30 protein-coding genes are annotated in these 20895 nt (G+C 57.7%); 7 read left to right on the forward strand and 23 right to left on the reverse strand.

Features of this window, described 5'->3' with window-relative positions; all coding sequences use genetic code 11:
• The first annotated feature begins 91 nt into the window (after nucleotides 1-91).
• The 5 genes from LB533_RS20150 to LB533_RS20170 all read left to right on the forward strand — a co-directional run bounded on the left by LB533_RS20150 (nucleotide 92) and on the right by LB533_RS20170 (nucleotide 1330).
• Nucleotides 92-259 (forward strand): hypothetical protein, encoded by a 168-nt coding sequence (locus LB533_RS20150; protein WP_224678043.1) that lies wholly within the window; start codon nucleotides 92-94, stop codon nucleotides 257-259.
• Between the two features lie 177 nt (nucleotides 260-436).
• Nucleotides 437-628 (forward strand): helix-turn-helix domain-containing protein, encoded by a 192-nt coding sequence (locus tag LB533_RS30190; protein ID WP_224678044.1) that lies wholly within the window; start codon nucleotides 437-439, stop codon nucleotides 626-628.
• Complete coding sequence (locus tag LB533_RS20160; protein ID WP_224678045.1) at nucleotides 625-858, forward strand: hypothetical protein; 234 nt, start codon at nucleotides 625-627, stop codon at nucleotides 856-858. The genes LB533_RS30190 and LB533_RS20160 overlap by 4 nt, the downstream gene beginning before the upstream one ends.
• Nucleotides 858-1076: a hypothetical protein gene (locus LB533_RS20165; RefSeq protein ID WP_224678046.1), complete on the forward strand. Its 219-nt coding sequence runs from the start codon at nucleotides 858-860 to the stop codon at nucleotides 1074-1076. The genes LB533_RS20160 and LB533_RS20165 overlap by 1 nt, the downstream gene beginning before the upstream one ends.
• The gene (locus LB533_RS20170) at nucleotides 1073-1330 is read left to right on the forward strand and encodes a hypothetical protein (RefSeq protein ID WP_224678047.1); all 258 of its coding nucleotides are present in this window, start codon (nucleotides 1073-1075) and stop codon (nucleotides 1328-1330) included. The genes LB533_RS20165 and LB533_RS20170 overlap by 4 nt, the downstream gene beginning before the upstream one ends.
• Here LB533_RS20170 and LB533_RS20175 read toward each other — a convergent pair.
• Entirely contained in the window at nucleotides 1327-2202 is an 876-nt protein-coding gene (locus LB533_RS20175) for an RNA ligase family protein (RefSeq protein WP_224678048.1), read from the reverse strand. The genes LB533_RS20170 and LB533_RS20175 overlap by 4 nt on opposite strands.
• A 1310-nt stretch (nucleotides 2203-3512) precedes the next feature.
• Between LB533_RS20175 and LB533_RS20180 the strand changes: the two genes are divergently transcribed.
• On the forward strand, nucleotides 3513-3926 hold the full coding sequence (locus tag LB533_RS20180) for a hypothetical protein (RefSeq protein ID WP_224678049.1): 414 nt from the start codon (nucleotides 3513-3515) through the stop codon (nucleotides 3924-3926).
• Nucleotides 3926-4108: a hypothetical protein gene (locus tag LB533_RS20185; RefSeq protein ID WP_224678050.1), complete on the forward strand. Its 183-nt coding sequence runs from the start codon at nucleotides 3926-3928 to the stop codon at nucleotides 4106-4108. The genes LB533_RS20180 and LB533_RS20185 overlap by 1 nt, the downstream gene beginning before the upstream one ends.
• Nucleotides 4109-4413: 305 nt before the next feature.
• Here LB533_RS20185 and LB533_RS20190 read toward each other — a convergent pair whose 3' ends face one another.
• The 22 genes from LB533_RS20190 to LB533_RS20295 all read right to left on the reverse strand — a co-directional run bounded on the left by LB533_RS20190 (nucleotide 4414) and on the right by LB533_RS20295 (nucleotide 20892).
• The gene (locus LB533_RS20190) at nucleotides 4414-5037 is read right to left on the reverse strand and encodes a hypothetical protein (protein ID WP_224678051.1); all 624 of its coding nucleotides are present in this window, start codon (nucleotides 5035-5037) and stop codon (nucleotides 4414-4416) included.
• 133 nt (nucleotides 5038-5170) lie between these two features.
• Complete coding sequence (locus tag LB533_RS20195) at nucleotides 5171-5539, reverse strand: CAP-Gly domain protein (RefSeq protein WP_224678052.1); 369 nt, start codon at nucleotides 5537-5539, stop codon at nucleotides 5171-5173.
• Nucleotides 5540-5593: 54 nt separating this feature from the next.
• Nucleotides 5594-6523 carry a hypothetical protein gene (locus LB533_RS20200; RefSeq protein WP_224678053.1) on the reverse strand — a complete coding sequence of 310 codons (930 nt, stop codon included), beginning with the start codon at nucleotides 6521-6523 and terminating at the stop codon, nucleotides 5594-5596.
• Complete coding sequence (locus LB533_RS20205; RefSeq protein WP_224678054.1) at nucleotides 6513-7772, reverse strand: helix-turn-helix domain-containing protein; 1260 nt, start codon at nucleotides 7770-7772, stop codon at nucleotides 6513-6515. The genes LB533_RS20200 and LB533_RS20205 overlap by 11 nt, the downstream gene beginning before the upstream one ends.
• Nucleotides 7773-7775: 3 nt before the next feature.
• The gene (locus LB533_RS20210; RefSeq protein ID WP_224678055.1) at nucleotides 7776-8012 is read right to left on the reverse strand and encodes a hypothetical protein; all 237 of its coding nucleotides are present in this window, start codon (nucleotides 8010-8012) and stop codon (nucleotides 7776-7778) included.
• 339 nt (nucleotides 8013-8351) lie between these two features.
• A complete protein-coding gene (locus tag LB533_RS20215) occupies nucleotides 8352-8777 on the reverse strand; it encodes a hypothetical protein (protein WP_224678056.1) in 426 nt (141 codons plus the stop codon).
• A gap of 252 nt (nucleotides 8778-9029) precedes the next feature.
• Nucleotides 9030-9560 carry a hypothetical protein gene (locus LB533_RS20220; RefSeq protein WP_224678057.1) on the reverse strand — a complete coding sequence of 177 codons (531 nt, stop codon included), beginning with the start codon at nucleotides 9558-9560 and terminating at the stop codon, nucleotides 9030-9032.
• An 85-nt stretch (nucleotides 9561-9645) separates the two neighbouring features.
• Nucleotides 9646-10059, reverse strand: coding sequence for a MotA/TolQ/ExbB proton channel family protein (locus LB533_RS20225; protein WP_224678058.1), 414 nt, complete (start codon nucleotides 10057-10059; stop codon nucleotides 9646-9648).
• Nucleotides 10056-10250, reverse strand: a complete 195-nt coding sequence (locus tag LB533_RS20230) for a hypothetical protein (protein WP_224678059.1) — start codon at nucleotides 10248-10250, stop codon at nucleotides 10056-10058. Before LB533_RS20230 ends, LB533_RS20225 begins: the two co-directional genes overlap by 4 nt.
• Nucleotides 10247-10921 (reverse strand): serine protease, encoded by a 675-nt coding sequence (locus tag LB533_RS20235; RefSeq protein WP_224678060.1) that lies wholly within the window; start codon nucleotides 10919-10921, stop codon nucleotides 10247-10249. Before LB533_RS20235 ends, LB533_RS20230 begins: the two co-directional genes overlap by 4 nt.
• 62 nt (nucleotides 10922-10983) lie before the next feature.
• Nucleotides 10984-11196 carry a hypothetical protein gene (locus LB533_RS20240; protein WP_224678061.1) on the reverse strand — a complete coding sequence of 71 codons (213 nt, stop codon included), beginning with the start codon at nucleotides 11194-11196 and terminating at the stop codon, nucleotides 10984-10986.
• Between the two features lie 151 nt (nucleotides 11197-11347).
• Nucleotides 11348-11506, reverse strand: a complete 159-nt coding sequence (locus LB533_RS20245) for a hypothetical protein (RefSeq protein ID WP_224678062.1) — start codon at nucleotides 11504-11506, stop codon at nucleotides 11348-11350.
• The gene (locus LB533_RS20250; RefSeq protein WP_224678063.1) at nucleotides 11503-11799 is read right to left on the reverse strand and encodes a dehydrogenase; all 297 of its coding nucleotides are present in this window, start codon (nucleotides 11797-11799) and stop codon (nucleotides 11503-11505) included. The genes LB533_RS20245 and LB533_RS20250 overlap by 4 nt, the downstream gene beginning before the upstream one ends.
• Nucleotides 11720-12094, reverse strand: a complete 375-nt coding sequence (locus LB533_RS20255) for a hypothetical protein (RefSeq protein ID WP_224678064.1) — start codon at nucleotides 12092-12094, stop codon at nucleotides 11720-11722. Before LB533_RS20255 ends, LB533_RS20250 begins: the two co-directional genes overlap by 80 nt.
• Nucleotides 12091-12360 carry a hypothetical protein gene (locus LB533_RS20260; protein ID WP_224678065.1) on the reverse strand — a complete coding sequence of 90 codons (270 nt, stop codon included), beginning with the start codon at nucleotides 12358-12360 and terminating at the stop codon, nucleotides 12091-12093. Before LB533_RS20260 ends, LB533_RS20255 begins: the two co-directional genes overlap by 4 nt.
• Nucleotides 12350-12766: a hypothetical protein gene (locus LB533_RS20265; RefSeq protein ID WP_224678066.1), complete on the reverse strand. Its 417-nt coding sequence runs from the start codon at nucleotides 12764-12766 to the stop codon at nucleotides 12350-12352. The genes LB533_RS20260 and LB533_RS20265 overlap by 11 nt, the downstream gene beginning before the upstream one ends.
• A gap of 407 nt (nucleotides 12767-13173) precedes the next feature.
• Nucleotides 13174-14334: an acyltransferase family protein gene (locus LB533_RS20270; RefSeq protein ID WP_224678067.1), complete on the reverse strand. Its 1161-nt coding sequence runs from the start codon at nucleotides 14332-14334 to the stop codon at nucleotides 13174-13176.
• A gap of 46 nt (nucleotides 14335-14380) precedes the next feature.
• Nucleotides 14381-17071: a hypothetical protein gene (locus LB533_RS20275; protein ID WP_224678068.1), complete on the reverse strand. Its 2691-nt coding sequence runs from the start codon at nucleotides 17069-17071 to the stop codon at nucleotides 14381-14383.
• Between the two features lie 25 nt (nucleotides 17072-17096).
• Nucleotides 17097-17453 carry a hypothetical protein gene (locus LB533_RS20280; RefSeq protein WP_224678069.1) on the reverse strand — a complete coding sequence of 119 codons (357 nt, stop codon included), beginning with the start codon at nucleotides 17451-17453 and terminating at the stop codon, nucleotides 17097-17099.
• Nucleotides 17450-17809 carry a hypothetical protein gene (locus tag LB533_RS20285; RefSeq protein WP_224678070.1) on the reverse strand — a complete coding sequence of 120 codons (360 nt, stop codon included), beginning with the start codon at nucleotides 17807-17809 and terminating at the stop codon, nucleotides 17450-17452. The genes LB533_RS20280 and LB533_RS20285 overlap by 4 nt, the downstream gene beginning before the upstream one ends.
• Before the next feature lie 93 nt (nucleotides 17810-17902).
• On the reverse strand, nucleotides 17903-18418 hold the full coding sequence (locus tag LB533_RS20290; protein WP_224678071.1) for a hypothetical protein: 516 nt from the start codon (nucleotides 18416-18418) through the stop codon (nucleotides 17903-17905).
• A complete protein-coding gene (locus LB533_RS20295; protein WP_224678072.1) occupies nucleotides 18415-20892 on the reverse strand; it encodes a phage tail protein in 2478 nt (825 codons plus the stop codon). Before LB533_RS20295 ends, LB533_RS20290 begins: the two co-directional genes overlap by 4 nt.
• Nucleotides 20893-20895: the final 3 nt, after the last annotated feature.

Genomic DNA, 20895 nt, shown 5'->3' on the forward strand with positions numbered 1-20895 from the left:
GGGGGGGGGAAGGCGCAAAAACTTTGTAAACTGAGTTGACATGTAAACTGAGTTGGCATATATATAGGTCATCGAAACGGAGATGACTGACATGACTTACCAGGGCGCAATCGAAGCAGCTAAGGCCAACGTAAACGACCCGAAGCTTTCCAACCTGTATCTCTTCATTGCGGCTGGTTTTGCCAAGGGCGACGAACTGACTATCGTCCGCGAACTCATCGCCAACAACGATGCAGAGGTGGTTCGACGTGCGGCATAATGATTTCTGGATATCGCGCTTCAACGATAACCAAGTTCGGGGAATCCTCTCCGAACTTCATTGCGTGATTGAGATGTGCGAGGATCCAGACACATTGCACAAACTGGTTTCAACTTTGCACCTTGGGTTTTCTAACTTTGCGGCCAAGCGCGAGCGCGAGTTACGGGCGAAGGCCGCATGACCCCAGCAGCCCACCGCGCTAGGCTTGGCCTATCCGTTGCCGCCATGGCGCAACTGGTAGGCGTCACGCGGGCCGGTTGGTATAAGGCTGAGAAGACAGGAATAGTTAGCCAACCCCTCGCCCGCCTGCTCGCCTACATAGAGCGCTACGGGCCGGATGTGGCAATGATGATGGAGGGGGAGAAGTGACCGAACTAACCGACGACTTGCGGAAAAATCACTATGTGGCGATGCGTTCTGATAGCGGCGTCGCATATCGCGATACCATAATCCCAACCGAGCGCGAACGGCGCGCCGCAGATGTCATCGACGCGCTCGTGGCTGCGTTGAAGGCCATGCGACGGCATGCCAATGTTTCGCACGCAGTTGAGCAACAGGCGGACGCCGCGCTTGCGCTGGCGCGAAAAGGAGGGGAATGATGTTTGACTGGATCCGCAGAAAGTATGTTGAACTGTGCGAGCGCATTGAACGTGACGCAGACAAAATGCGCGATGAACGCCTTGCACTCAAAAAGGCGCGCGCTGACCACAGGGCATACAAAGACGAGACGGCGCTAATGGCTGGGCGCGCCGAAATGAAGGAACTAAAGGCGAAAATCGACAAAGCCGACCACCTGCTCAAGAAGCCAAAGAAATGACCCTAGAATCCCTAGCTCGCACGATCGCCAAGGCGCGCCACGGCACGGACGCTATGTGGGCGAACTACATGGGCGCGGCGCGTGCGGTGGTGGAACTGCTGCGCCTTCGTGGCGGTCAGGACTTGGCCGTATCTGCGGCGGAAGACGTGGAAGACATTACCGACATTCGCGCCATATGGAGAGCGGCGTTCGATGCGCTTATCACACAGTCAGACGACAGCGACGACATTCCCGTCTCCCCCGAACGCCCCTAATCCTCCACAATCCCCTTCACCGAGGCATGCCGTAGCTTGGCCTCGCCGCGCAGGTGCTTTACGCGCGCCTTAATGCCAGGCTTCAGCCATTCCACGCCCGCAGTGACCGGCACGCCCACAGGAGCCTCCCTGCCAGCTTGTACGCGCTTCCAAAGTCGCTCGCGGATATCCTTTGGCAAGGTGATGAACGCCGAGCCTGCATACTTGCCGCCCTGTCCCATAAGCGCCATTGCCGGCTTGCCTGGCTCGCGCTTTACGCCGAGCAGGTCCATTTTCGAAAACTCATAGCACTTGATCTTCAGCCATGCGTCCGACGCGCCGCTACGGTACGGCGCACCGCGACGCTTGGAGACCATGCCCTCAAGGCCCATCTTTTCCACCGCCTTATAGAACTCTGCTCCGCCACCCTCGACATGCTGGCTGAACTGGATAACCCCATCGGCAGGCTTTACCAAATCCCAAAGCATAGCGCGACGCTCGACCACAGGAAGCGGGCGCAAGTCCTGCCCGTCAAGGTGCAGCAGGTCGAACGCCACGAACGCCAGCCGTTCGGCATTCCACGTCATTGCCGATCTCAGCGCATGAAAGTCCGGTGCGCCGTTGGCGGTTGGCGCGATGACCTCACCATCAATGATGGCTGACCGAGCGCCGAGCGCTTCTGCAGCAGATACAATGGGCCAGTATCGGGACGTCCAATCAATCCCGGTTTTGGTGTAAGCTCGGGCGCCGTCCCAATCGATGATGACCTGCGTGCGGTAGCCATCATATTTGATCTCGTGGATCCAATCGTCGCTGACGGGCGGCTCTTCGACCAGGCGCGGCAATTGTGGAGGGATGAACTTCAGCCGATTACCGGCAGGAACTTTACGCATGCACAAACTCCAACGGCGCGACTCAAGCCGCGCGGTGCTGTTTTGTTCCATGGTATTTTAGCAAAAATTAATGTGAGATTGGTTTATGGCGACAATGGAAGTAAACGACTGCCGAGCGGCGCTCGCGCTCATCCGCATGGCAATCGAGCAAACATGCCCGCCCGGTGTGCTTCCCAGCGAGGAAGCTGTGCTTAGGCTTTACGGTCCAGAGCCGATCCATGAGGCGGAGGCGTTGGCGAGGGCGATCATTGCCACGGTTGAAAAGCTCACGAAGGACTAGGAATTTCATCCTAGGTCTGCTACCATGCCCGACATGGAACTCACAGAGATCGTCTATAACAAATCCTATTGGGAAATCCGCTTCGATGACATACCGGAGTGGTGGGTACTCGGTGTGCGCTGCGCATGCTGCGGCCATGAAGCGCCAACTGACCGCACCCGCCTCCAGCGGCGGTCGGGAGAAGTTTACGTTCGGTTCGCGACCAAGCAAACGAGATGCACGAAGTGCGGCAACCGGCATCACAATCGCGTTTACGTCGCTGGCAAATTGCCTCGCTGACGCACAGCAGACTGCAAAGCGTAAGCAATCGTTCACCATATGCTCACGCATCATGTACAGCCTGCAACATTGAGTGAAAAATCTTCTGGTCGGACCAATTAGCACTTGCTTGCGTTAAGCAAATATCACAATGTGCCTGCGGGCTTCATAACCCGGATTGGAATAGGTGCAACAGCACCGAAACGTGCGCCATGCCTGGCGGCACCGCACAACCTGGCTTCGGCCGGGAGCGGTGCGCTATGTACAGGCTTCGGCTAAAAGCCTCCGGCTCGTTTCCAACGAGTTATGAACTCCCGGCTTGCCGCGAGACACGACGGCATGTCGACCAAGCATTGAGATGCGGATTGAGCGCTCTGCGCCAAAAAAGAAAGGGACCGTCAAACTAAAAGAAAGTGGGTTTGGGAAATGAACGACATGACATTGCCTCGCGTTACGGAACCAATCGTGGCGAGGTGGAAGTTCAGTATAGGGCAGTGCGTAACGGGTAATGAGTACATCCTACCCGCGCTCGTGGTGGCAAGATGCAAACGTCCCGAGGGGGAGGCGTACCGCGTCAGGCCGTACAGCAAGCATGGACCGTGGAAAGATCAGACCATCGAAGGATCCGCGTTGAGGGACGTCGTACCGGGCGAAAAAGACTGCACGATATGCCTACTGGCAATGGCAGGGCTTTGCCCTGGCACTAAGCGGTAAGCGCTTGCGGCCCGCCAGCCGCTAGCGTATAGGCCATGCATCCACGAGGGTATGATGCATGGCCGCCACTATCGACAAAATCCGACCAGAACTATTGACGAAAACAGACGCAGAGCTCCAACGCCTTGCGGATGAAATTGCTATGGCGCAGGCCGAAAAGAAGCGGCAAGCCGACGTAGCCGCCATGGAGGCTATTGCGTCTCAGGCGGCCGACCACGTTGAGGCTATCGTGGCCGGCGTGAAGTTCTTACACGAGCACGGACTGCTGCCAGAGCGCGTCACGCAGGGCTTTAGCCGTGGGGATGGAACGTTCGCGCCCGGCATGATCCTGCGCGCACCGACCGCGGAGAGCTTAGTGCCGAGGGCACCACGCAAGGCGCCAGCCGGTGAGAAGCGCTTTAGGAGGCGCAAGGATCCGAAGACTGGCGAGTATGTGCCGTCCAAGGCCGCGCGGAAGGCTGGTGTGGTCTAATGGCCGCGGCTGTCGTTTGGTACATGAAGACTGGCGATCCAACTAAGGTGCCATTCAACGATGTGGAGGCGGCTAAGAAGCACGTCAACGACTATTTCACAATCAGGGTGAACAGTCTTGGCGTAACCGCCGCAGAAGTTTTAGACGACAACAGCCAGGTTGTTTTTGTCAAAACCATCTAACGCATAAAAGCCCGCCTTCTTGCGAGGGCGGGCTACTGTGGCGCATGTCAGATGCACGTCATTCTAGCGACTGCCTATTCGCAGTGATACTCGCCGTCGCTTTTGTATCCGCAGTTTTCACCGCAATGATATTGTCCGTCGCTCTTATATCCGCAACTGGCGTATGCTGCGCCGAACGGTGTAGCCAAGAAAGACATGCATACAATTATCCGTATCAGATGTTTCATTGAGCCATTTCCCTGCCTGTTGACGAATGCTTTGTACACCTAGTGTCGGGGAATAGTGAAGTCTTTTCTGCGGCTGCGCTAATGTCCGCCAACCATCTGCTGCACCATCGTCCTGGCTTGCCGCTCCAAGTCTTCCACCGTGCGCGCCGAAATGGTAGCGTCGGCCGCCACAAGCGCCTGCACGGCGTCGCTTTCCACTCCGGCCGGTCCATTGTGCTCCGGACGCTCCAAACGCACCACACGCCCGCCCTGCGCCTTAAACCAGCCGGCCTCGTATACGAGCGACTCCACGACGATGGCCGCGCGCGGGTTGCGCTTGCGCACGATTGCAATCTCGAGGCCTAAGGTCCAGGCCACACCCATCGTCGCGCCCATGAAGTGGCCAAACTTCTCAAGGAAGAACCGCGGCGCCACGCCTCCCGGCAAGTCGTCGCTAGGCTCGTCCTTCAGGTCGCCATAAACCATTTCCCATGCCGTCTCTGCATCAATGCCGATAGCAATAAACCATTCACGCGCAGCCTCCTTGCCAGACGCAAAAGCATGGACCGGCACGAAGCCAAACTCGTCCTTGAGCAGCTTGGCGACTGTGCTTTTGCCTACGTTGCGCTTGCCAGTCAGCCCCATTAGCAGAGGACGGCCAGGCCGATTGTCGTTGGCGGCAAGCTCGTGGCCGCCCCATGGGTCGAAAGCTAGGGCGGTCATGAGTTGACTACCTCGTAGAGTAGCCCGAAGGCGCAAGCGACTCCGAAGACGGCAAGAGCGGATGTCGACCCCGCATTAATGTACGTGGCGGCCACGAACGAAGCGGTCGTCAACCCAAACCAAATTCCTCGCATCACTCCACCTCCTCCTTAACCTTTCTTTCTTCCGGCAACGGCCCGTCCGGATGCAGCGGACCTTCTGGTGCGTCAATGCGGTAATCCGGATCCAAGGCGATGCGCCTGAAGATCGCCAGCGGATCCTTGACCAGCGGCCGAAAGCGGCGCGAATGAAACGGCGGGTCATCCGTTCCGTAGGTCGGACACACGCCGCGCTCCACTCCTTCAAGGCGAACGCCGATGAATTCGCCGTCAGCGTAGGACGTGAATGGTCCGACCCACCTAAGTGTGTAGACTTGGCCTTCCGCGACGCCCTGCGGGATGGTCACGCGATCGAACTTGTCGTCAATGCAGACGACCTGCTGACCGACATAGAAGGTGTTCATGCCGTCCTCCACGTCGTGGCGGCTCGCCACATGTCGCGACCAAGGCCGTTTAGCTCATCGCGGTAGTCGCTGAATGCTTCCCGCACACCTACGCAGGCCCCAACAACCATGGCGGCTACAAACAGGACGCCGAAGACCACCAATGCCAATGCCACGTAAATCCAGGCCACTGGCAGCCTTAGCCATGGCGACTTGATGGCGCCACAAATTGCCGCGCTTGCTCCACTGCTTTTTCGCCCCCGCCACCCTTTCTTTCAGCCGTACAAACGTCTCAAGAAAAGCCGCCTCGGCCTGCTCTGGTGTCCAGAATTGCAGTTCGACGTCCAAGGGATCGTCGTGCTTGGTGTGCCAGGCCATAGGCGCCATGTTGACAAGCTCGTCCGCGATGATGCGGTTGTCAGCCTCGTGCACGATGGCTGGCATGACTTCCGGCAAGCCGTAGCGCCCGGCGATCACCCTCCACAGCGCAGCCTCATGCAGTCGGTATTCGTGCATGCTGCGTTTTACGGGACGCGGCATGTCGACAAGGTACGCCTCGGTCGCATCGTGCAGCAGGCCGCACAGCGCGTCGGATGCAGAGCCGTGCCACCAGATCCAGTTGGCGATCAGTACCGAATGTTCGGCTACGCTATAGAACCGCTTGCAGTGGCCAGCGTACCGGCACTGCAAGGAAAGCGAATGCGCGATGTCCTCGATATGAACTTCCTCTGGCCTCGCATCCAGCGGCCAAAACTGGCGGGCCGAGTAGGTCTGCATGAAGTCGCCGCGGCGAGGCAGACCTTCGTTCCAATCCCGCTTGCGCTCCGTTGCCGCCGTAGGCGCAACCTGGCGCAAGTTGTCGTTGGCGGGAGGCGACCAATATGCGATCCTGTCACCTTCCGGTGCGCCGAGATCAAGACCAACCTCCAGAATCCCAAACGTCTCCTGCGGCAGCGTGTCGTGCTCGACGTAGCGGCGCGCGACGGAGTCCAAATTAAGCGACATTGCGCACCTCACTTGGCTCGTTGTCATTCGCGGCATCGAGAATTGCCACGCGCACGCGCGACACTTCGCCGAAGTCGCGGTGGTACGTGATCGTCTGCACGGATCGGCCCGACAGGAAGCCAGCGCCGAAGTGCCAGGCATCCTGCGGGATGGGCGCTTGATGCGATTCCATAATCACGCCACCGCCCTCTGTGGCGTATTTGGACTGGTGGTGGATATGGAACCCGTGGACATACCGGAACTTCGTTGCGCCCCAATCCTCTGCCCGCCTGTGAGCCATGATGGACGCCATATCCTTGAGCTTCACGGTATGACCGTGCGTTGCGCCAAGCATGACTTTGCCGAAGCGATGCCAGAAGAACAGCGAAGCATCGACATCCACGAAGACACGCGGCTCGCTGCGATACCAGGCAAGCAGAAAATATCCGATCGCCACAGACGTCTGCTCATCGTGGTTGCCCTGTAGGATTCGAACAATCACGCGACCATTCTTGCGGAGCGCAGCATCAATCGTGCGCACCATCAAGCGGCCAGCGACCTCAAGGCCCTTCTGGTGTCGGCCGTCAGTATCGAGAACGTTGTTCGACCGCGACGTGCGGGCTTCGTTCGTGTCGGCGTGCAGGAGGTCTCCGCCACCAAGAACAATACCGATGCCGGATGGCGGGCTGCGATCGATAGCGTCTTCAATGCCGCGACCGATGACGACTTCGGCAATGTCGAGATCCCAATTAATCCCGGTCTCTCGCGCCCACGTCAAAAGGTTGATGTGCCAGTCATTGCACGGCACAAGGGTCAATAGATCGGCGTCAGAAACGGAAGGCGCGTCGATTGGCGACAGCGGCGAGGTGTAATCCTTGAATGCCGCCTGGAGGATTTCCGCCACGTCCGCGGCGCTGTACTCGTTGCGCGTCTTCACCCATTTCTGAATGACGCGGCCTTCCGCATCAACCAGGGCAGACTCGCCCTTGACGCTGTGGCCTTCTGGAACGGCATAGTCTTCGCCGTGTTCCTTTACCTGTTTGATCCACGCTCCGTCCGCAAGCTTGCTAGAGATAGACTTGATGGCATAGCCCTCAAGAACCGGCTCCGTGCCCGCCAACCCCCGCTCTGCTGCTTGCCGCACGCGCCGCTGCACGGTCTCGCGGCTGACGCCTAGCGCGGACGCTGTGCGGCTCTGGTTCTTGTCGTTGGCGATGTACGCTGCGTGTGTGGCAAGCAGCGTTTCATTAGGTGTGGGAGGTGTGGGCAATGGTTATGCTCCTGCGATGCGGTAGGCGATGATGTCGTCGTCCCGGCAATCGCCTGTGCAATTCCACGACGCACGCTCTTGAGTATGGCTCCACCAATCACAGCCTTGGCTAGTCGCCAACTGCAACGCGTCTGCCGTATCCGAGTAGCCATCCCTGCATCGAAATTCGACCATGCCGTCCACCGGACACTCGCCGCCGTTCCATTCAATCCAACCGCCTCTGTCTTTTGTCTCGCTCATCGTCTCTCTCCAATTGCCAGTTCAATGCGGTGCCGTAAGACCAAGTGTCGCCTTCGGCGTCGGCTAGCCAAACCCTCTTGCTGGTGACCATGGCAACAGGCCAGCAATGCGACCAGTGTGGTAGGCGGATGTAGTCGCCGGGTTTGATGCTAGGCACGCTCGACCCAATGCGAGCCCGCGCCGTAATCGCGATTCATCCCACGGGCAACGTACTGCGCACCTCGCTTTGTGTTGGTGCGCGCGTCACGGCTCACGTATTTATGGCCATTCGGAAACGTGAAATTCCACGCGACGACATACCGATTGATGCCAAGCACATCCTTTAGCCAGTTCCACATCTCACCCTCCAACATTCAAAGACGGCGCTTCCGGCGCCTTCGACTCGTCGCCCGTCACGGGTGGCTCGCCGTCATAAGCAACGCCACCACCCTCACCCACTTCGGCGCGCACGCCGTTGCCGCCGTCCATCGCGGCTTGCAGCGCGTTAGCCTGTGCAGTGCTGTACGGCAGGCGGTACAGCATGGCCTGCGTACCGTCGTCCAAGAGCGCGTCAATGTACTGGTCGACCACAATCTTGGCGCCCAGTACCGTGTAGTGCCCCTGCGGCGGCGCTGTGTAGCGCGGCGTGCCGGTGGGCACCCACATGCATAGTGCGGCTGCGGCTGCGAGCGCGGGCAGTACGTATGGCGTGCGGTACGCAAACCATGCGTAGGCCGCGAGGGCTAGGCTGAGCAGGAGCCAGGTGGTGGGGACTGCGGCGGTCATGCGCCCCCCGAAAAGACCAGCGCGAAGAACGATGTTATGCCGGCAACAACGTATCCGGTCTCCATAACGGCCCCATGTGGGTCGAGTCCCCAAACGTACATCAGCGACAAGATTGCCGCCCATATTGGCGCAACGAGAATTATTAGCATCCCACTTCCTCCACTTCGCCCATGTACCAAAGCCCCGCAGCCGCAAAGCCACCCGCCAGAATAAGGAACGCCACGAAGGCGACGCCCGCCCATGCGAATTGGGTCATTTCCCCGCACTCCTCAAAGGAACGAAAACACCGTTCGCGCTATCCGGCACCACATTGCCGCCCGCCAACCGGAACTGCACAACGGTTCGCTCCTGCTTGCCGCGAATATCCAAGGTGGTATCAACAAGCTTTACCGCGCCCATGCGGGCAATTACGTGAACCGCCACCTTGTCGTCTGGCACAGAATAGCCGTGTAGGTTGATAACCCATTGGCCGTCAGGCAGGCTGCTAGCGAACTGGCACTCGACGTGCGGTATGTTCTCCGTGCCGAGGTCATCCAGCAGCAGGTCGGCCACGCCGCCATTCTTATTCGAGTATCCTGTCGCCTTCTCCTGACCGGCAGGCCGAAACCAGAGGTCGATATCGTCGTGGCCCAGCCAGGATGCGCACACCATCATCTGGCCTGGCGGCTTGGCGCTGTCCGCCTCCTTGGCAACAGGATTTATCTGCGCAAGAACAAGCACTACCAGAGCGGTAAGCCCCAACAGCATGTTCATGAGCAGGTCGCGCACGAGGATGGGGGTCATTTGTACCGCTCCGGGAACAGCAAAATCCTTGCGAGGCCCCACGTAAGCGCGACCGTCATAATGATTAAAGCCACAGCGAGCCAGGTCATTTGCCCGCTCCCACAACCCACCCGTTGACGCTAATCCACAGTGCTGCAACTGCGCCTACAAGCGTCGAACAGAACGCCACGCCCATTCCGGCAAGCAGACTAGCCGCAACCTTCTGAACGCCCTCTGCGCTGCCTAGCGAGCCGGTGTCGATGTGCTGTAGGGCGATGATGAATCCAACTACATTGCCGATAAGGCCAAGCGTCACAAGCCACACCTCTGCGCGTTCGATGTGGCTTGTCTTACCTAAGAAGATTGCGGCGATGCTTGCCGCAAAAAGCGCAGTGATGACGTAGCTAATACGGCTGATGTCGTGGCTGTAGACAAAGCCGACGTAGCCGAGGAACCAAGCCCAAACCACAAGGCAGGCGCCGGCAAAATTTGCGATGAAGAGGCGCTTGGTGAGGGTCATTTGCCGCCCCTAACAATCGAGCCAATGTCGACGCATTCGTAATAGTACTTCGCTGGTGCCGCGCTGTAGCCGTCGACATAGTGCGTCACGGCCATTTCGCAATCGGCCTGCGTGGCAGCTGGAATGCGCTCCATGTACTGAACGCCGCCAATGTTCGTCGTTATGACGATGATCGCCAGCCATCCCATCACGCACCCCTCCCCAGCAGCGAACAGACAACACTACTCGGCACCGCAAACCCCATGCCGCCCTGCGCCGTCTGTCCTTGCTGCCCATGCGGATCGAACGCGCCAACCGTGATGCCGATCACGTCGCCGCCAGCGTCGTAAATGCCGCCGCCGCTCATCCCGGAAATCACCGTCATGTCGGTGACGAAACCCGACTTCCAATTCGGCAGGAAGGGGCGCGGTGATCCCGACACATAGCCGTGCATCGAAATGAACTGGACGCCAGCCGGGTTGCCTTCCGCCACCAACTGCTCGCCGACAACAACGTCTCGACAGGCAAGCGGCGCGGATGTGAAGCGGCGCGCATTCTTCGGCCGCACAGCGGCGATGTCATAGTCCTTGTTGAGCCAAAGGACTTCGCCTTCCTGTACGTCGCCTTGGTCGCTGATGAGGCGAACGGTCGGCAGTCCGCCGTCTGCGGGGCGAGCCGCATCCACAACCACATGCGCAGCCGTGATGATCACGCCGTTTCCTATGTAGACGCCGGAGCCGAGGCTCGTCGCGAGTTCGATCCTGACGGAGGATCCCGCCACAGTGGCGCTCGATTGGATGCCACTCGTGACAACTCCATCCACCGCGCATGCGCTTAGCATGCTACCGGCGAGCAAAAGGGCTGCTGCAATGCGTCTGCGCATGTGGGTGTCTCCCGGTTGTGTTGAGTGAAAAGAGGTGCGGCGCCGAACGCCGCATGTCGCAATTACGCGACGAGTTCTTGCAGTTTTGCCTTGATGCGCGTTGCGCGGCTGACTTCGGCGGTGGCGGATGCATAGGCTGCTTCGGCCGACTTCTTGTTGTCGAGTTCGGCGGCAGCACGATTGCTGTGATGTGCGATTGCCTTTTCCAAGCGGCTGACGCCCTTGACGATGCTCGCGATTGCGCCCTCAACGGACGGAGTGCCAAAGAAATTCATTCGAAGTCCCCTGTGTTCGGTTGGTATGCGATTCCTGCTTGCAATTAATAAACTAGGCGTTTACGCAATATTTGTCAACACCTAAATTGCGTAAACGCCTAAATGCAAAAAAGCCCCGCTGCCGGTCAGGGCAACGGGGCTACGCGGAGGGCTACTTGCCCTTGGAAACTTTGTAATAGATCTGAACGGCAAGCCAGACGATACCGAGAAGGGTAAGCGCCAGAGAGGCGCCGTCCTGAATGTATGGAAGCCAGAGGACATTGGTCGTTGCTGCGGCGGCTATGCCGTTGGTTACGCGTTCTTGGATCACTTCTTGACGCCCCGCAACTCGGCGTCACGCTGCGCGTAGAAGTCCCGCAGGGCCGCATGCCGCTTGGCGCACATAATCAGCGCCTTCCGGTCAGAAATCCAAAGCCGCTCGACGTTGCGCTGCGTCAGGACTCCCTTTGGCAACCGCACCGGCCCAAGACATGCCGCAACCGTCTCGCGCGCGGGCTCCACCAGGGCGGGCGGCAGTGCCGTGCTAATGGATCGAGTCGATACGCAACCCTGCATCGCCAGACAGGCAAACGCGATCGCGATCAGGGTCAGCGTCCGCTTCATCTGATTTTTCCTTGATAAGTTGTTCTAGGGCGGCGTTCTCGGCCTCGAGTGCGGCTAGCCGTTGTGCCTCGGCGGCCTTGGCCATTGCATTGGCCTGCGCCTGGCGGCTTATCTCGGCGTTGGTTGCCTTTTGGATGGCAACCTCACGCTGGTCGTATTTCAGAGACCAAACGGCTGCTGTGTGGGTACTACCCAAGTGATAAGTCCACGCCAAAACTGCAGCCACAGCCAGTGCGGCAAGCCCGTACACGATGAGCGACGCATAGCCGCCCGTCAGGGTGTCTAAGAGTTTCATGCATCCCTCATCTCGATAGGTGGCGGCTCGGGCACGGCGCCGTAATCGGCCCCCTGCTTTAGGGCGGTAAGCAGTTGCCGCAGATCCATATGGCCGATGCCCATGTATCCTGCCGCAATGGTTGCGATGAATGAGAAGCCGGCAACAGCAACCGATGCTTGCGCCGCATAGATCGAATAGAACAGCGCCACCCACGCTAGCGCCACACAGGCAATCACTAGCCGCTTGCTGAAGGTGCGACTCTTGGGAACAAGGTCAGCCGCCATAGCCATCCGCCTTTAGAGCCGCGTCGTACTGCGCGGCGTAACCGGCTATCAAAGCGGCACGGTCAGTGCCGTTGATGATGCGGCGGGCGCCAGCGAAGTTCGATGCCTGAAGGGTGATGTAGTCGGCAAGCTTCTTGCCGGTGAACCAGCCTTCCCGCATACCGAGAACGATGATGTCCGTGGCGTGCGCAGGATCCAGAACCATATCCGGATTGGCAACAAAATCCGCGCCGAGCTTGCCGCTCGAGAACTGATAATTGCGTCGGCCGGTTATCTGAACAAAGCCGCGCCCGCGGTAGAGATAGCCATCGCCCTTCTGCGTGTTGCCAAGCCGCCTGCCGATTGATGTGCCTGGTTCGTACTTGTAGAAATAGGATACCGCGCCGCGCTCATGGATGGGCTGCATAGTGTGGCCGGATTCGTGCCAAGCCGTAGCCAGCACATATGCCGCCTGATTGCGAAGCAATCCTTCGGCGTTGCACTTCGCCAAAATCAGGCGAGTGCAGCCAAAATCTAGGTTCATTTGGATTCCTTTAGTGGCTACCCGTAGTGCAGGCGGCCAACCATGCTGGTGCCGCGGCGATCCCAGCGCGCCAACTCAATGGCGCAATGGTCCGGCTCGACCGCCTCCATGAGGCGGCAAAACAGGCAGTCGGGCCGCCAAGCGGCGATGCGGGCGCAGAGGGTTTGGTCTTGATGTCCGCCCAATGCGCGGTTGAGCATGCGAGAGAGGCGGCCGGAGAGGGTCATGTTTGCACGCAAAGAAAAGGCCGCTCAAAGGCGGCCTGTTTGAACTGCGATGGTGGGAAGATGCTATTCGGCGGGGACGCTGATCGGCTCGACGGGAACCCTGATCAAGACCGGCTTAGGCAGTTGTTGCGCAAGCCTCTTGCCAAAGGCGTGGCTTGGCATCTCGATCAACACATGCAAAATCCATGACATCCCAACCGCCCCCAACGTAACGATGATCAGGCTTAGCCATGCCTTGACGCCCATATCCAGAAGCACACGCAGGGCAACATATCCGGCTACCCCATGCACCACGTAAAGGGGATAGCTGATGTTGGCGAAAAAGTTGCCAATCCTGGTTGAGCGGAACAGGTCAGGGAAACTTGCAGCAAAAGCGAAAACCACGAACGCAAAGCCATAGGTCCACAGCATGGCCTGCTCAGGCATCGATGAGACCAGAACGATCGAGAACAGGAAGAACAGTCCAGAGGCAACGAAAATGGCCGCTTCCGCTCTTAGTCTGTTGAAGTGCAGGAAATTGAACGCCACGCCGATGAACATGAAGACCAGATAGGGGGCAGATTGCCGCGCCGCCAAGCCTAGTGTGTAGATAGTAGGCGCGTCGGCCGCCCATCCGTCCACGTTCTTGGAGGCTAAAACTCCCACAGCGGCGATGACCACAGGAACCGCAAACACCGCGAGCGCTTGCCGCCGGAACCACACTATGGCAAGTGCGCAGATCACATAGAACTTCATCTCGATTTCCAACGTCCAGATGATCCCGTCTATGTTCCTCGACCAGAGCAAGTCACGAAGCCCTGGCAGATAGTGGACAGCAACCTCCCTGGCCTCAAAGGGCCAAGAGACGTCGAAATACCGACCGACCAGCCAAATGGCCAAAAGCGAAATCGAAAATCCGCAAATATAGAGCGGAACGATCCTGAAAAAGCGCCCGACCAGAAAGGCCGGCCACGTCGTGTTGCGAAGCGAAAAAGGGATGACAAACCCACTGATCAGGAAGAAGAGAGCTACACCAAAGGCCCCCCAATTAAATTGCGGTACCGTCATATGCAGCCATCGCAGATAGGTCGGAAACGCAAACCGGTCCGAAAGCGCTGGGGCATGGATCAACCCTGCGACAGCGTCATGTGACGACCAGAAGACCCCGGTATAATGGGAGATCAAGACGCAAATAGCGGCAATGCCACGTAGAGTGTTCGCGAACGCAATTCTCTCTTGATGCATATGCAGGAGGCCCCCTTGGTGGGCCTCCTATAACTTCATTCCTTGACTAATGCACCATTTTCTTTGCCACCAGTGTGCCGGTGTAAGTAACAACCGCAACGTCATTCGGCCCTAGGTGGATGGCGAAATTGCCGTTTGCGCCTGTAGCCTGAGGCAAAATACTGACGCCGCCCTGTGTCACCTGCGAAATGCTTGTCGAAGCCGCGACATACAGCGTTTCTGGTGATCTGCCAGCCGTGTAGGTCCAAGGTGAAGCGGTGGGCGTCAAGCCTACCGCGCCAACAGGGTTGTACCCAGCTATGTTCTGGACGCGGTTCTTTGTCCCAGACGCGCTATCCAAGATAGTTCCGCCATTGCTCGACCATGCCCCGCCGATGACCGAGCAAAGATCTGTCGTGCCAAGCAGAGCTAGGGCATATGATGTATTGCTGTAGCTGTTGTAGTTGCAGACGGCTACTTTCTGCACGCCGTTGAGGTTCAGGGCAACAGCGGTGCAGTTATTTACATTGAGGTTCGTGATGGCGACATTCGATGTCGCGCCGTCGAGTGACAGCCCAGTACCGCCGCCGTCCCCGATAACTCCCGCCGCACCGGAGATGGTGATGTCGGACAGCGCACTCTCGGTGATTGCTGATGCAATAATCTGGTGTCCTAGGTTGCTGAAGGCCGACACCTGATTGCCGCGCAGGAACCTTATGGAGGACAGGAGATAGCCATTGCCCCATGTGCTGTCTATCTCAACACGGTTCAGCCAGACTGAAATTGCAGATGAGATAACGAGACCGTAAGCACCGGATTGATATACCGCTGCTCTGGTTGCTGTGTGCGTGCCGGACTGCGTTCCTGTCGTATTGATGGCTGCGCCACCGCTTGTCGCGGACACAGTGAAGGTGTTGGCGCCCAGCACCGTCTTGACGAAATAGGTGGTGGCAACCGCCAACCCGGTTGGCAGTGCGCCGGTCGTGGTGAGGCGGATTGCGTCGCCGGCAACTAGGTTGTGGCCGGTCCACGTAACGACGCCTGGAGAGGCAATGCTGATTGTCACAGGAGACGTGGTGATCGTTGGCCCGCCGCTCACGTCCCATCTGGTGATTTCCAAGCCTATCGCGTCTTCAAAGCGGCCACATTCCCATGTGATCGCGCGTGACGTGCCGGTTAGATCATGTTGGATGTTTTCGAAGTACATGAACCCGCGCGTGTGGCGCAGATAGATCGAACGCCCCAGAGGCAGGCGGATGGCAAGATTGGTGACGCGAATGTCCACCGAGTAGTTTGAAGCCGTTACCTCGTCCCCAAACACTTCGTAGGCGTTAACTACGGTGATGCGGTCAAATCGACCTCGATAGACAACGCCTGATGCTGTGCGGAAACGGAAAACCGTGCTGGATGACCCGCAGCCTGCCGCGTCAATCGTGACGCCGGAAACACCCCATTCAGAATTGAACCCGGTGCAGGAAAAGAACATTGTCGTGTTTGTGGTGTAGAGCGTGACGTTATTTTCACCTTCAATGATTCGCCCCGTCCCGAGAGTGATCGTGTTGGTGCCGAAGTGGTAGCCAGCGGATGTGTACGGGATCCAGACCTTCTTGCCTGTCGCCAGCGCATTGGTCAGCGCCGTGGCATTGGCTGACGCGCTGGCAAGAAGACCGTCGCCGACCGCACCAAAGTCAAGGATGGATACCCAACCGCGAAGTTTGGCTTCGGCGGTTGTCGCAATAGCGCCTGTCCCCGCCTGGAGAAAGGAAATATTGGCAGCCGATGAACGCAGCACCGATATGGCATCGGCATATGCCTTAACGCTCTGCTGTGTCGGGACTTTGGTGGCGCTGTCGGACGCCATGTTGTCTTCATCAACAATGGCGATTCCGCCATCCTTAAGAATCGCCCCCGTGGTTCCATCGAAAAGCGCAATGTTGCCATCGACAGAACTAGCCGGACCAGCCATATCACCTGGCGCGCCCTCCGGGATGCCGAAGTCAAATACGGCTGCTCCGGCCGTTCCGACGTTGGCTACTGTTGCCGCCTCGCCGGCCGCTAGCGTGGTTACACTGCCCACCGTAATGGTTGCGGCATCACCGCTGGCAGCTACAAGTTCCCACTTGCCCGCCGCTAGATCCGTCGCAAAAGTGCCTGACGTATGGTCCTCAACGCAGACATAAGTCGACCCACCTTCCTGAACGGCCTGGTTAGTCGTATAGGCCGTGCCTGTGGTCCAATCGCCTGCCCACGTAATATCCCCGTCTGAACCTGACGCCCCCTGCGGGCCGGTACTGCCGACTTCGCCCTTAACATCAAACGGCCCCTCCCAAGCGGTTCCGCTCCAACGATAGAATGCAAGATCGAAGCCGAGTTCCGCATAAAGGAAGAGAAACCCCTTGTCCGCCAAGCCGATCGTAAGCGCGTCGCGCTCTGCAATCGTGCCCGACAAGTCCGGATGGATGCCCGCTAGGCTGAGCGTGACTAGGATGCGCGCCAGTCTGTCGTTAAGATCAACGACACTGGCCGCCTCCGAGTTCTCACGCGCGATAGCATAAGATGCGCCAACGGCCGTTGTACCCGACCATGCGTAAGCAAGCGTAAGAGAGGTGTCGCTCGCTACCGACAAGATCGGGATTGACACGCCAGCGCTAGAAAACATGCCGCCTGCAATAAGCGCCACAGCCCATGCGGTACCGCTGCCCGTAACCACAGCGCTGCCATTCGTCACGGAAACCGTGCCGGTTGAATAGATGGTCATTGGTAGTCCTTGTGGGGAGGAGTCGCTACATCGTGTTCTGAAACACGTAGTACGTGATGGTGCGGGCGATGTTGCGCACGTTGACGATACTCAACGACGTAAAGGCATCGTTGAGCTTTGCGTAATAATCAAAAAAGTGCGGAGGAAATGAATCGTTTGACTTAAGCATGACATACGGAGGGGCAGTGAACCCTGACAGCGTTACGGACTGAGAACCATTCCCGGAGAAGATTTTGGTTCCAGACAAGGACGGCCGAAACGTCAGGCTATCCTCTCTCAACACGATGTCCGCGATGTCTGAGCTTGATATATCCTTGCCGGGTCTGGCTAGTCTGAAGATCGGATTTCCGCCTGCGTAGCCTAGAAAGATCCTATCAGTCATGAGTGTAGGCTATTCTTAAATACGAAATAGGTAAGCGTCAGGCTTGGATAGAAGGTAAAAAAGACATCAATTTCTATTCGATCAGTTTTAGTAGTGTATCCAATATACGTGAAAACATCAGTGCCAGATCCGCCCCATATGCCTGCGCCGTTTGAAAAACCCGCAGGAAACAACAAGCCCCTTTGCGTGCTTGGGGAACTTCCGACGAAGGTCAATGGATAGAAACCCAAATCGGGAAATGTAATGGTTATAGCAGCATACTGATAAGTACCGCCAGGGCCGCCGGCTGCGCCGCTAGCGGTTATTTGCCCGCTCTGATGGATTTTCAAATGGTCGTAATCGCTGTTCAGGGTCATACGCCCAGTCTCGCCGGAGGCGTCTACTCCTGTCGGAGAAGTCCACAAACCCATGCGTCCGTTCTTAAGCCCAAGATGCACTCTAGACATTAATTACACCGCGAATATGCAATAGGCGAAGGCCCTAAAGCGTGTTCCACTGCCAGCAGAGTCATACGTATAATTATAGTTGCCAGTCGTAATTGTGTTAAACCCGATTCCAACACGCGGCAGATATGGAATTAATATCTGGCTTGTCGTAACTGTTGCGAATTGATAGCGCTTGTCATTCGGATCAGTTATGGGATTGTATCGAACCAGATAAGGGCCGAATATTGTCAAACCATCGGACAGATGTCCGCCAACGTAAGCGCCTGTAGGCAGAGCATCGAAGATCAAAACGCTCGGTATATAGTCGAGTGTAGCGGGGAAGTTGATCGCATGATTGCCAACTGCACCGCCGACACCTTCATATAATCCCTCATAAAACCCTGACTTGATAATTGCCCCGCCAAACGCCCAATCGCTATCGAATATCTTGTCAGCATCGGCAGGTGAGCCCGACGCGTCAACGCCGGGCTTCGTAATAAGCAATCTGTCTCCGTTGAGCAGGATTCGGTCGGTCGTCATTCGCTGAACACCAATTTTTTATTGACAAGATCGAACTCGACCAGCCCATCCGGTGACTGAAGGACGCCAGCAGTAACCGTGCCAAGGTTCGACACGAGTGACTTGAGTGCACCCGATTCAAACGTCAGCGGAGAGCCTGTGCTAGTTCCGTCCGTTACAATGAATTGGTCGGCCTTAATGACGAAACGAGAGAACGGCGCAAGCGGGTTACCGCCTGTGAACCCAGCCTCCATGACGTACCCGGCATCGGCCCATGCGTCACCGATGGTCGCCCTAACTTGAGCCACCAGCCTTGAGGTGACATCACCGCTTCCGGCCTGAACTATAAGCTGGAACAGACCATCCGCAGAGATTAGCCCGACAGAAGCCTCCACCGCAGTAGTTGCGGCCGCTATTGCGACGAGTTCACCGTTTATTTCGGTGATTGACGACTCAAGCGTCTGCTGCGCTGCTGCGGTAGCATTACGGAACCTTACCGCAACAGAGTTATCCTCCGCCACACGCCCGGAGGCGTCGACCGCGGATGCGGCAAGTTGAGCGAGCCTGTCTCTTGTGTCCTGTAGGCCGGCGCTAAGAGACATGTAGAAGTTGCGCATGTCTTCTTGGATCTGTGCCAATCCGACTGAGATATCAGCAATAACCGCCTGTGGCGTCGTTACGGTATCCCAATCTGTGTAGAACGTCGTGCGGAACGGGTTGGTTAGAATCCTGTAGCGGTACTCAAATTCGGTGCCGGCCAGTACGCCATCCGACACGGTAAGGACTTGCAGCGGGATGTCTGCGTGATTGACGATGCTGTCCGTTTGGCCGAGCGGTCTATACTCGACCTCAACGGAAGCGACTGTCACGTCATCAAACGCGTCCCATGTAAACCTAATTGCAGGTATGCGTTCGGTGCTTCCCGCCGCTTGAATCTGAATTCCAGCAGCCAGGAAATTCGCTGCCGTAGAGGCGTAGTCGGGAGCGCCAGGGTCGACGGGAACGACGGGCACGGTCACATATGCCGTGCCGTCAAAGATGGCCTCGCTGACCTCCTGTAAAGTCAGATAGACGTTACGGCAGGCTTTCTCACCAAATGGGCCAAGACGCTTTTCCGCGATTTGGAAAGTGCGCGTTCCGTAGTCAGCAGAGTCCCACTCAACCCATCTACCAACCTGCGAATCGGCAAGGAATTTCGGATGGATGCAGATTTCTGCGTTGCCTTGGTAGCGGCTGGCCTTGAACGCGATATCGGCCAAACGATCGGCAACGTCGGATCTGTTCACAGCATCGTATGGAATCGAGACGGCTAGACGCTCTCCATCCTCGGCCAGTGCGGCCGCGTCGATGCGAACCGCGAATGGCGTCTGTTCATAAAAGTTGTCTGGCTCGAAGTATGTGCCGGCAAGCGTATTGATCAGTTCGGATTTGGTGCGCTTGACCGAGAACCGAAACGGCTCATCGACCATAATATCGTCGTCAGTGAACGTCAGGACGGTAGACTGGGCCGCCCCGACAATCGGGTACTCTCCGGTGGCGTCTTCAACCCACGTCGACGCGCAAGCCTCAAGCAAAGGCTGCATGTTCTGGTCGTGCGTGATGCCCGATCCAGCCGCAGCAATGATACCAGCGGAGTAGCGAGTGCCGTCCCCGACAAACTCATCGCAGATGTTGGCAGCAATGGTCCACTGCGCCAGTGGCAGGCGAGACGCTGGAACGCCTTTGCCGACCATCATTTCGGTGCCATTGAAGATGCCGCGCTCGAGCGCATAGGCCATCAGAATTGGGTTTTCTGAGAACTCCCATGTTGTCTGATCTGCCCAGCGATGCGAGCCAGACCCACCCACAGTGCTATCGAGGCGCCAGTCATAAAGCGGAGCCGCCTCAATCTCGAAAAAGGCTTCCCATGGCTGCTGAAGTTTTTCGCGGTCAAGGAATGAAGTAACGATGGCATAGGCGATGCCCGCGCCGCGGTGGTCTGTCGTCCAGCGGCCTGTCGGGTTTGCCTTGGAGATCAGACCGGCATCCGCCGTCTGCGTCATTGTCCCGGTGTAGAGCTTGACCCAAACCTCGGCGTCAATGCTCTCGATGCGGAAGCCCTTCGTGGCGTCCTCTGTGCCGCCAAGCGTCTTCCATTCGCCCTTGTAGCGAACGCGCGTTACCCCAGTGATTTGGAAGTTCGACAGGATGTAGACATCCTGCACAGAGCGATTGCCGGAACCGTAGGAGTTACGATAGACTAGATGGCCGGCAGTGCCGACCTTGCCAAACGCAACGGAACGCGCAAGATCCTCACCGTAGGTCGTGTCAAGCTGCGAAGTCTGCGCTTGTGCCTTGGGCTGCGGAATGAGGCTGCCGATAAGGTACTTGGCAGCAAGGCCGAGGCCGAACCGCGCAAGACCAGCAAGAATGGTCGATCCGCCAAGCCAGGACGCAACGCCACCGAGCCCGACCGCCCCAAGGACGGTCGAGAATAGCGGGACTAGAAAACCCATAAG

It is taken from the genome of Mesorhizobium sp. BR1-1-13 (assembly GCF_020165515.1).
Lineage (GTDB): Bacteria > Pseudomonadota > Alphaproteobacteria > Rhizobiales > Rhizobiaceae > Mesorhizobium.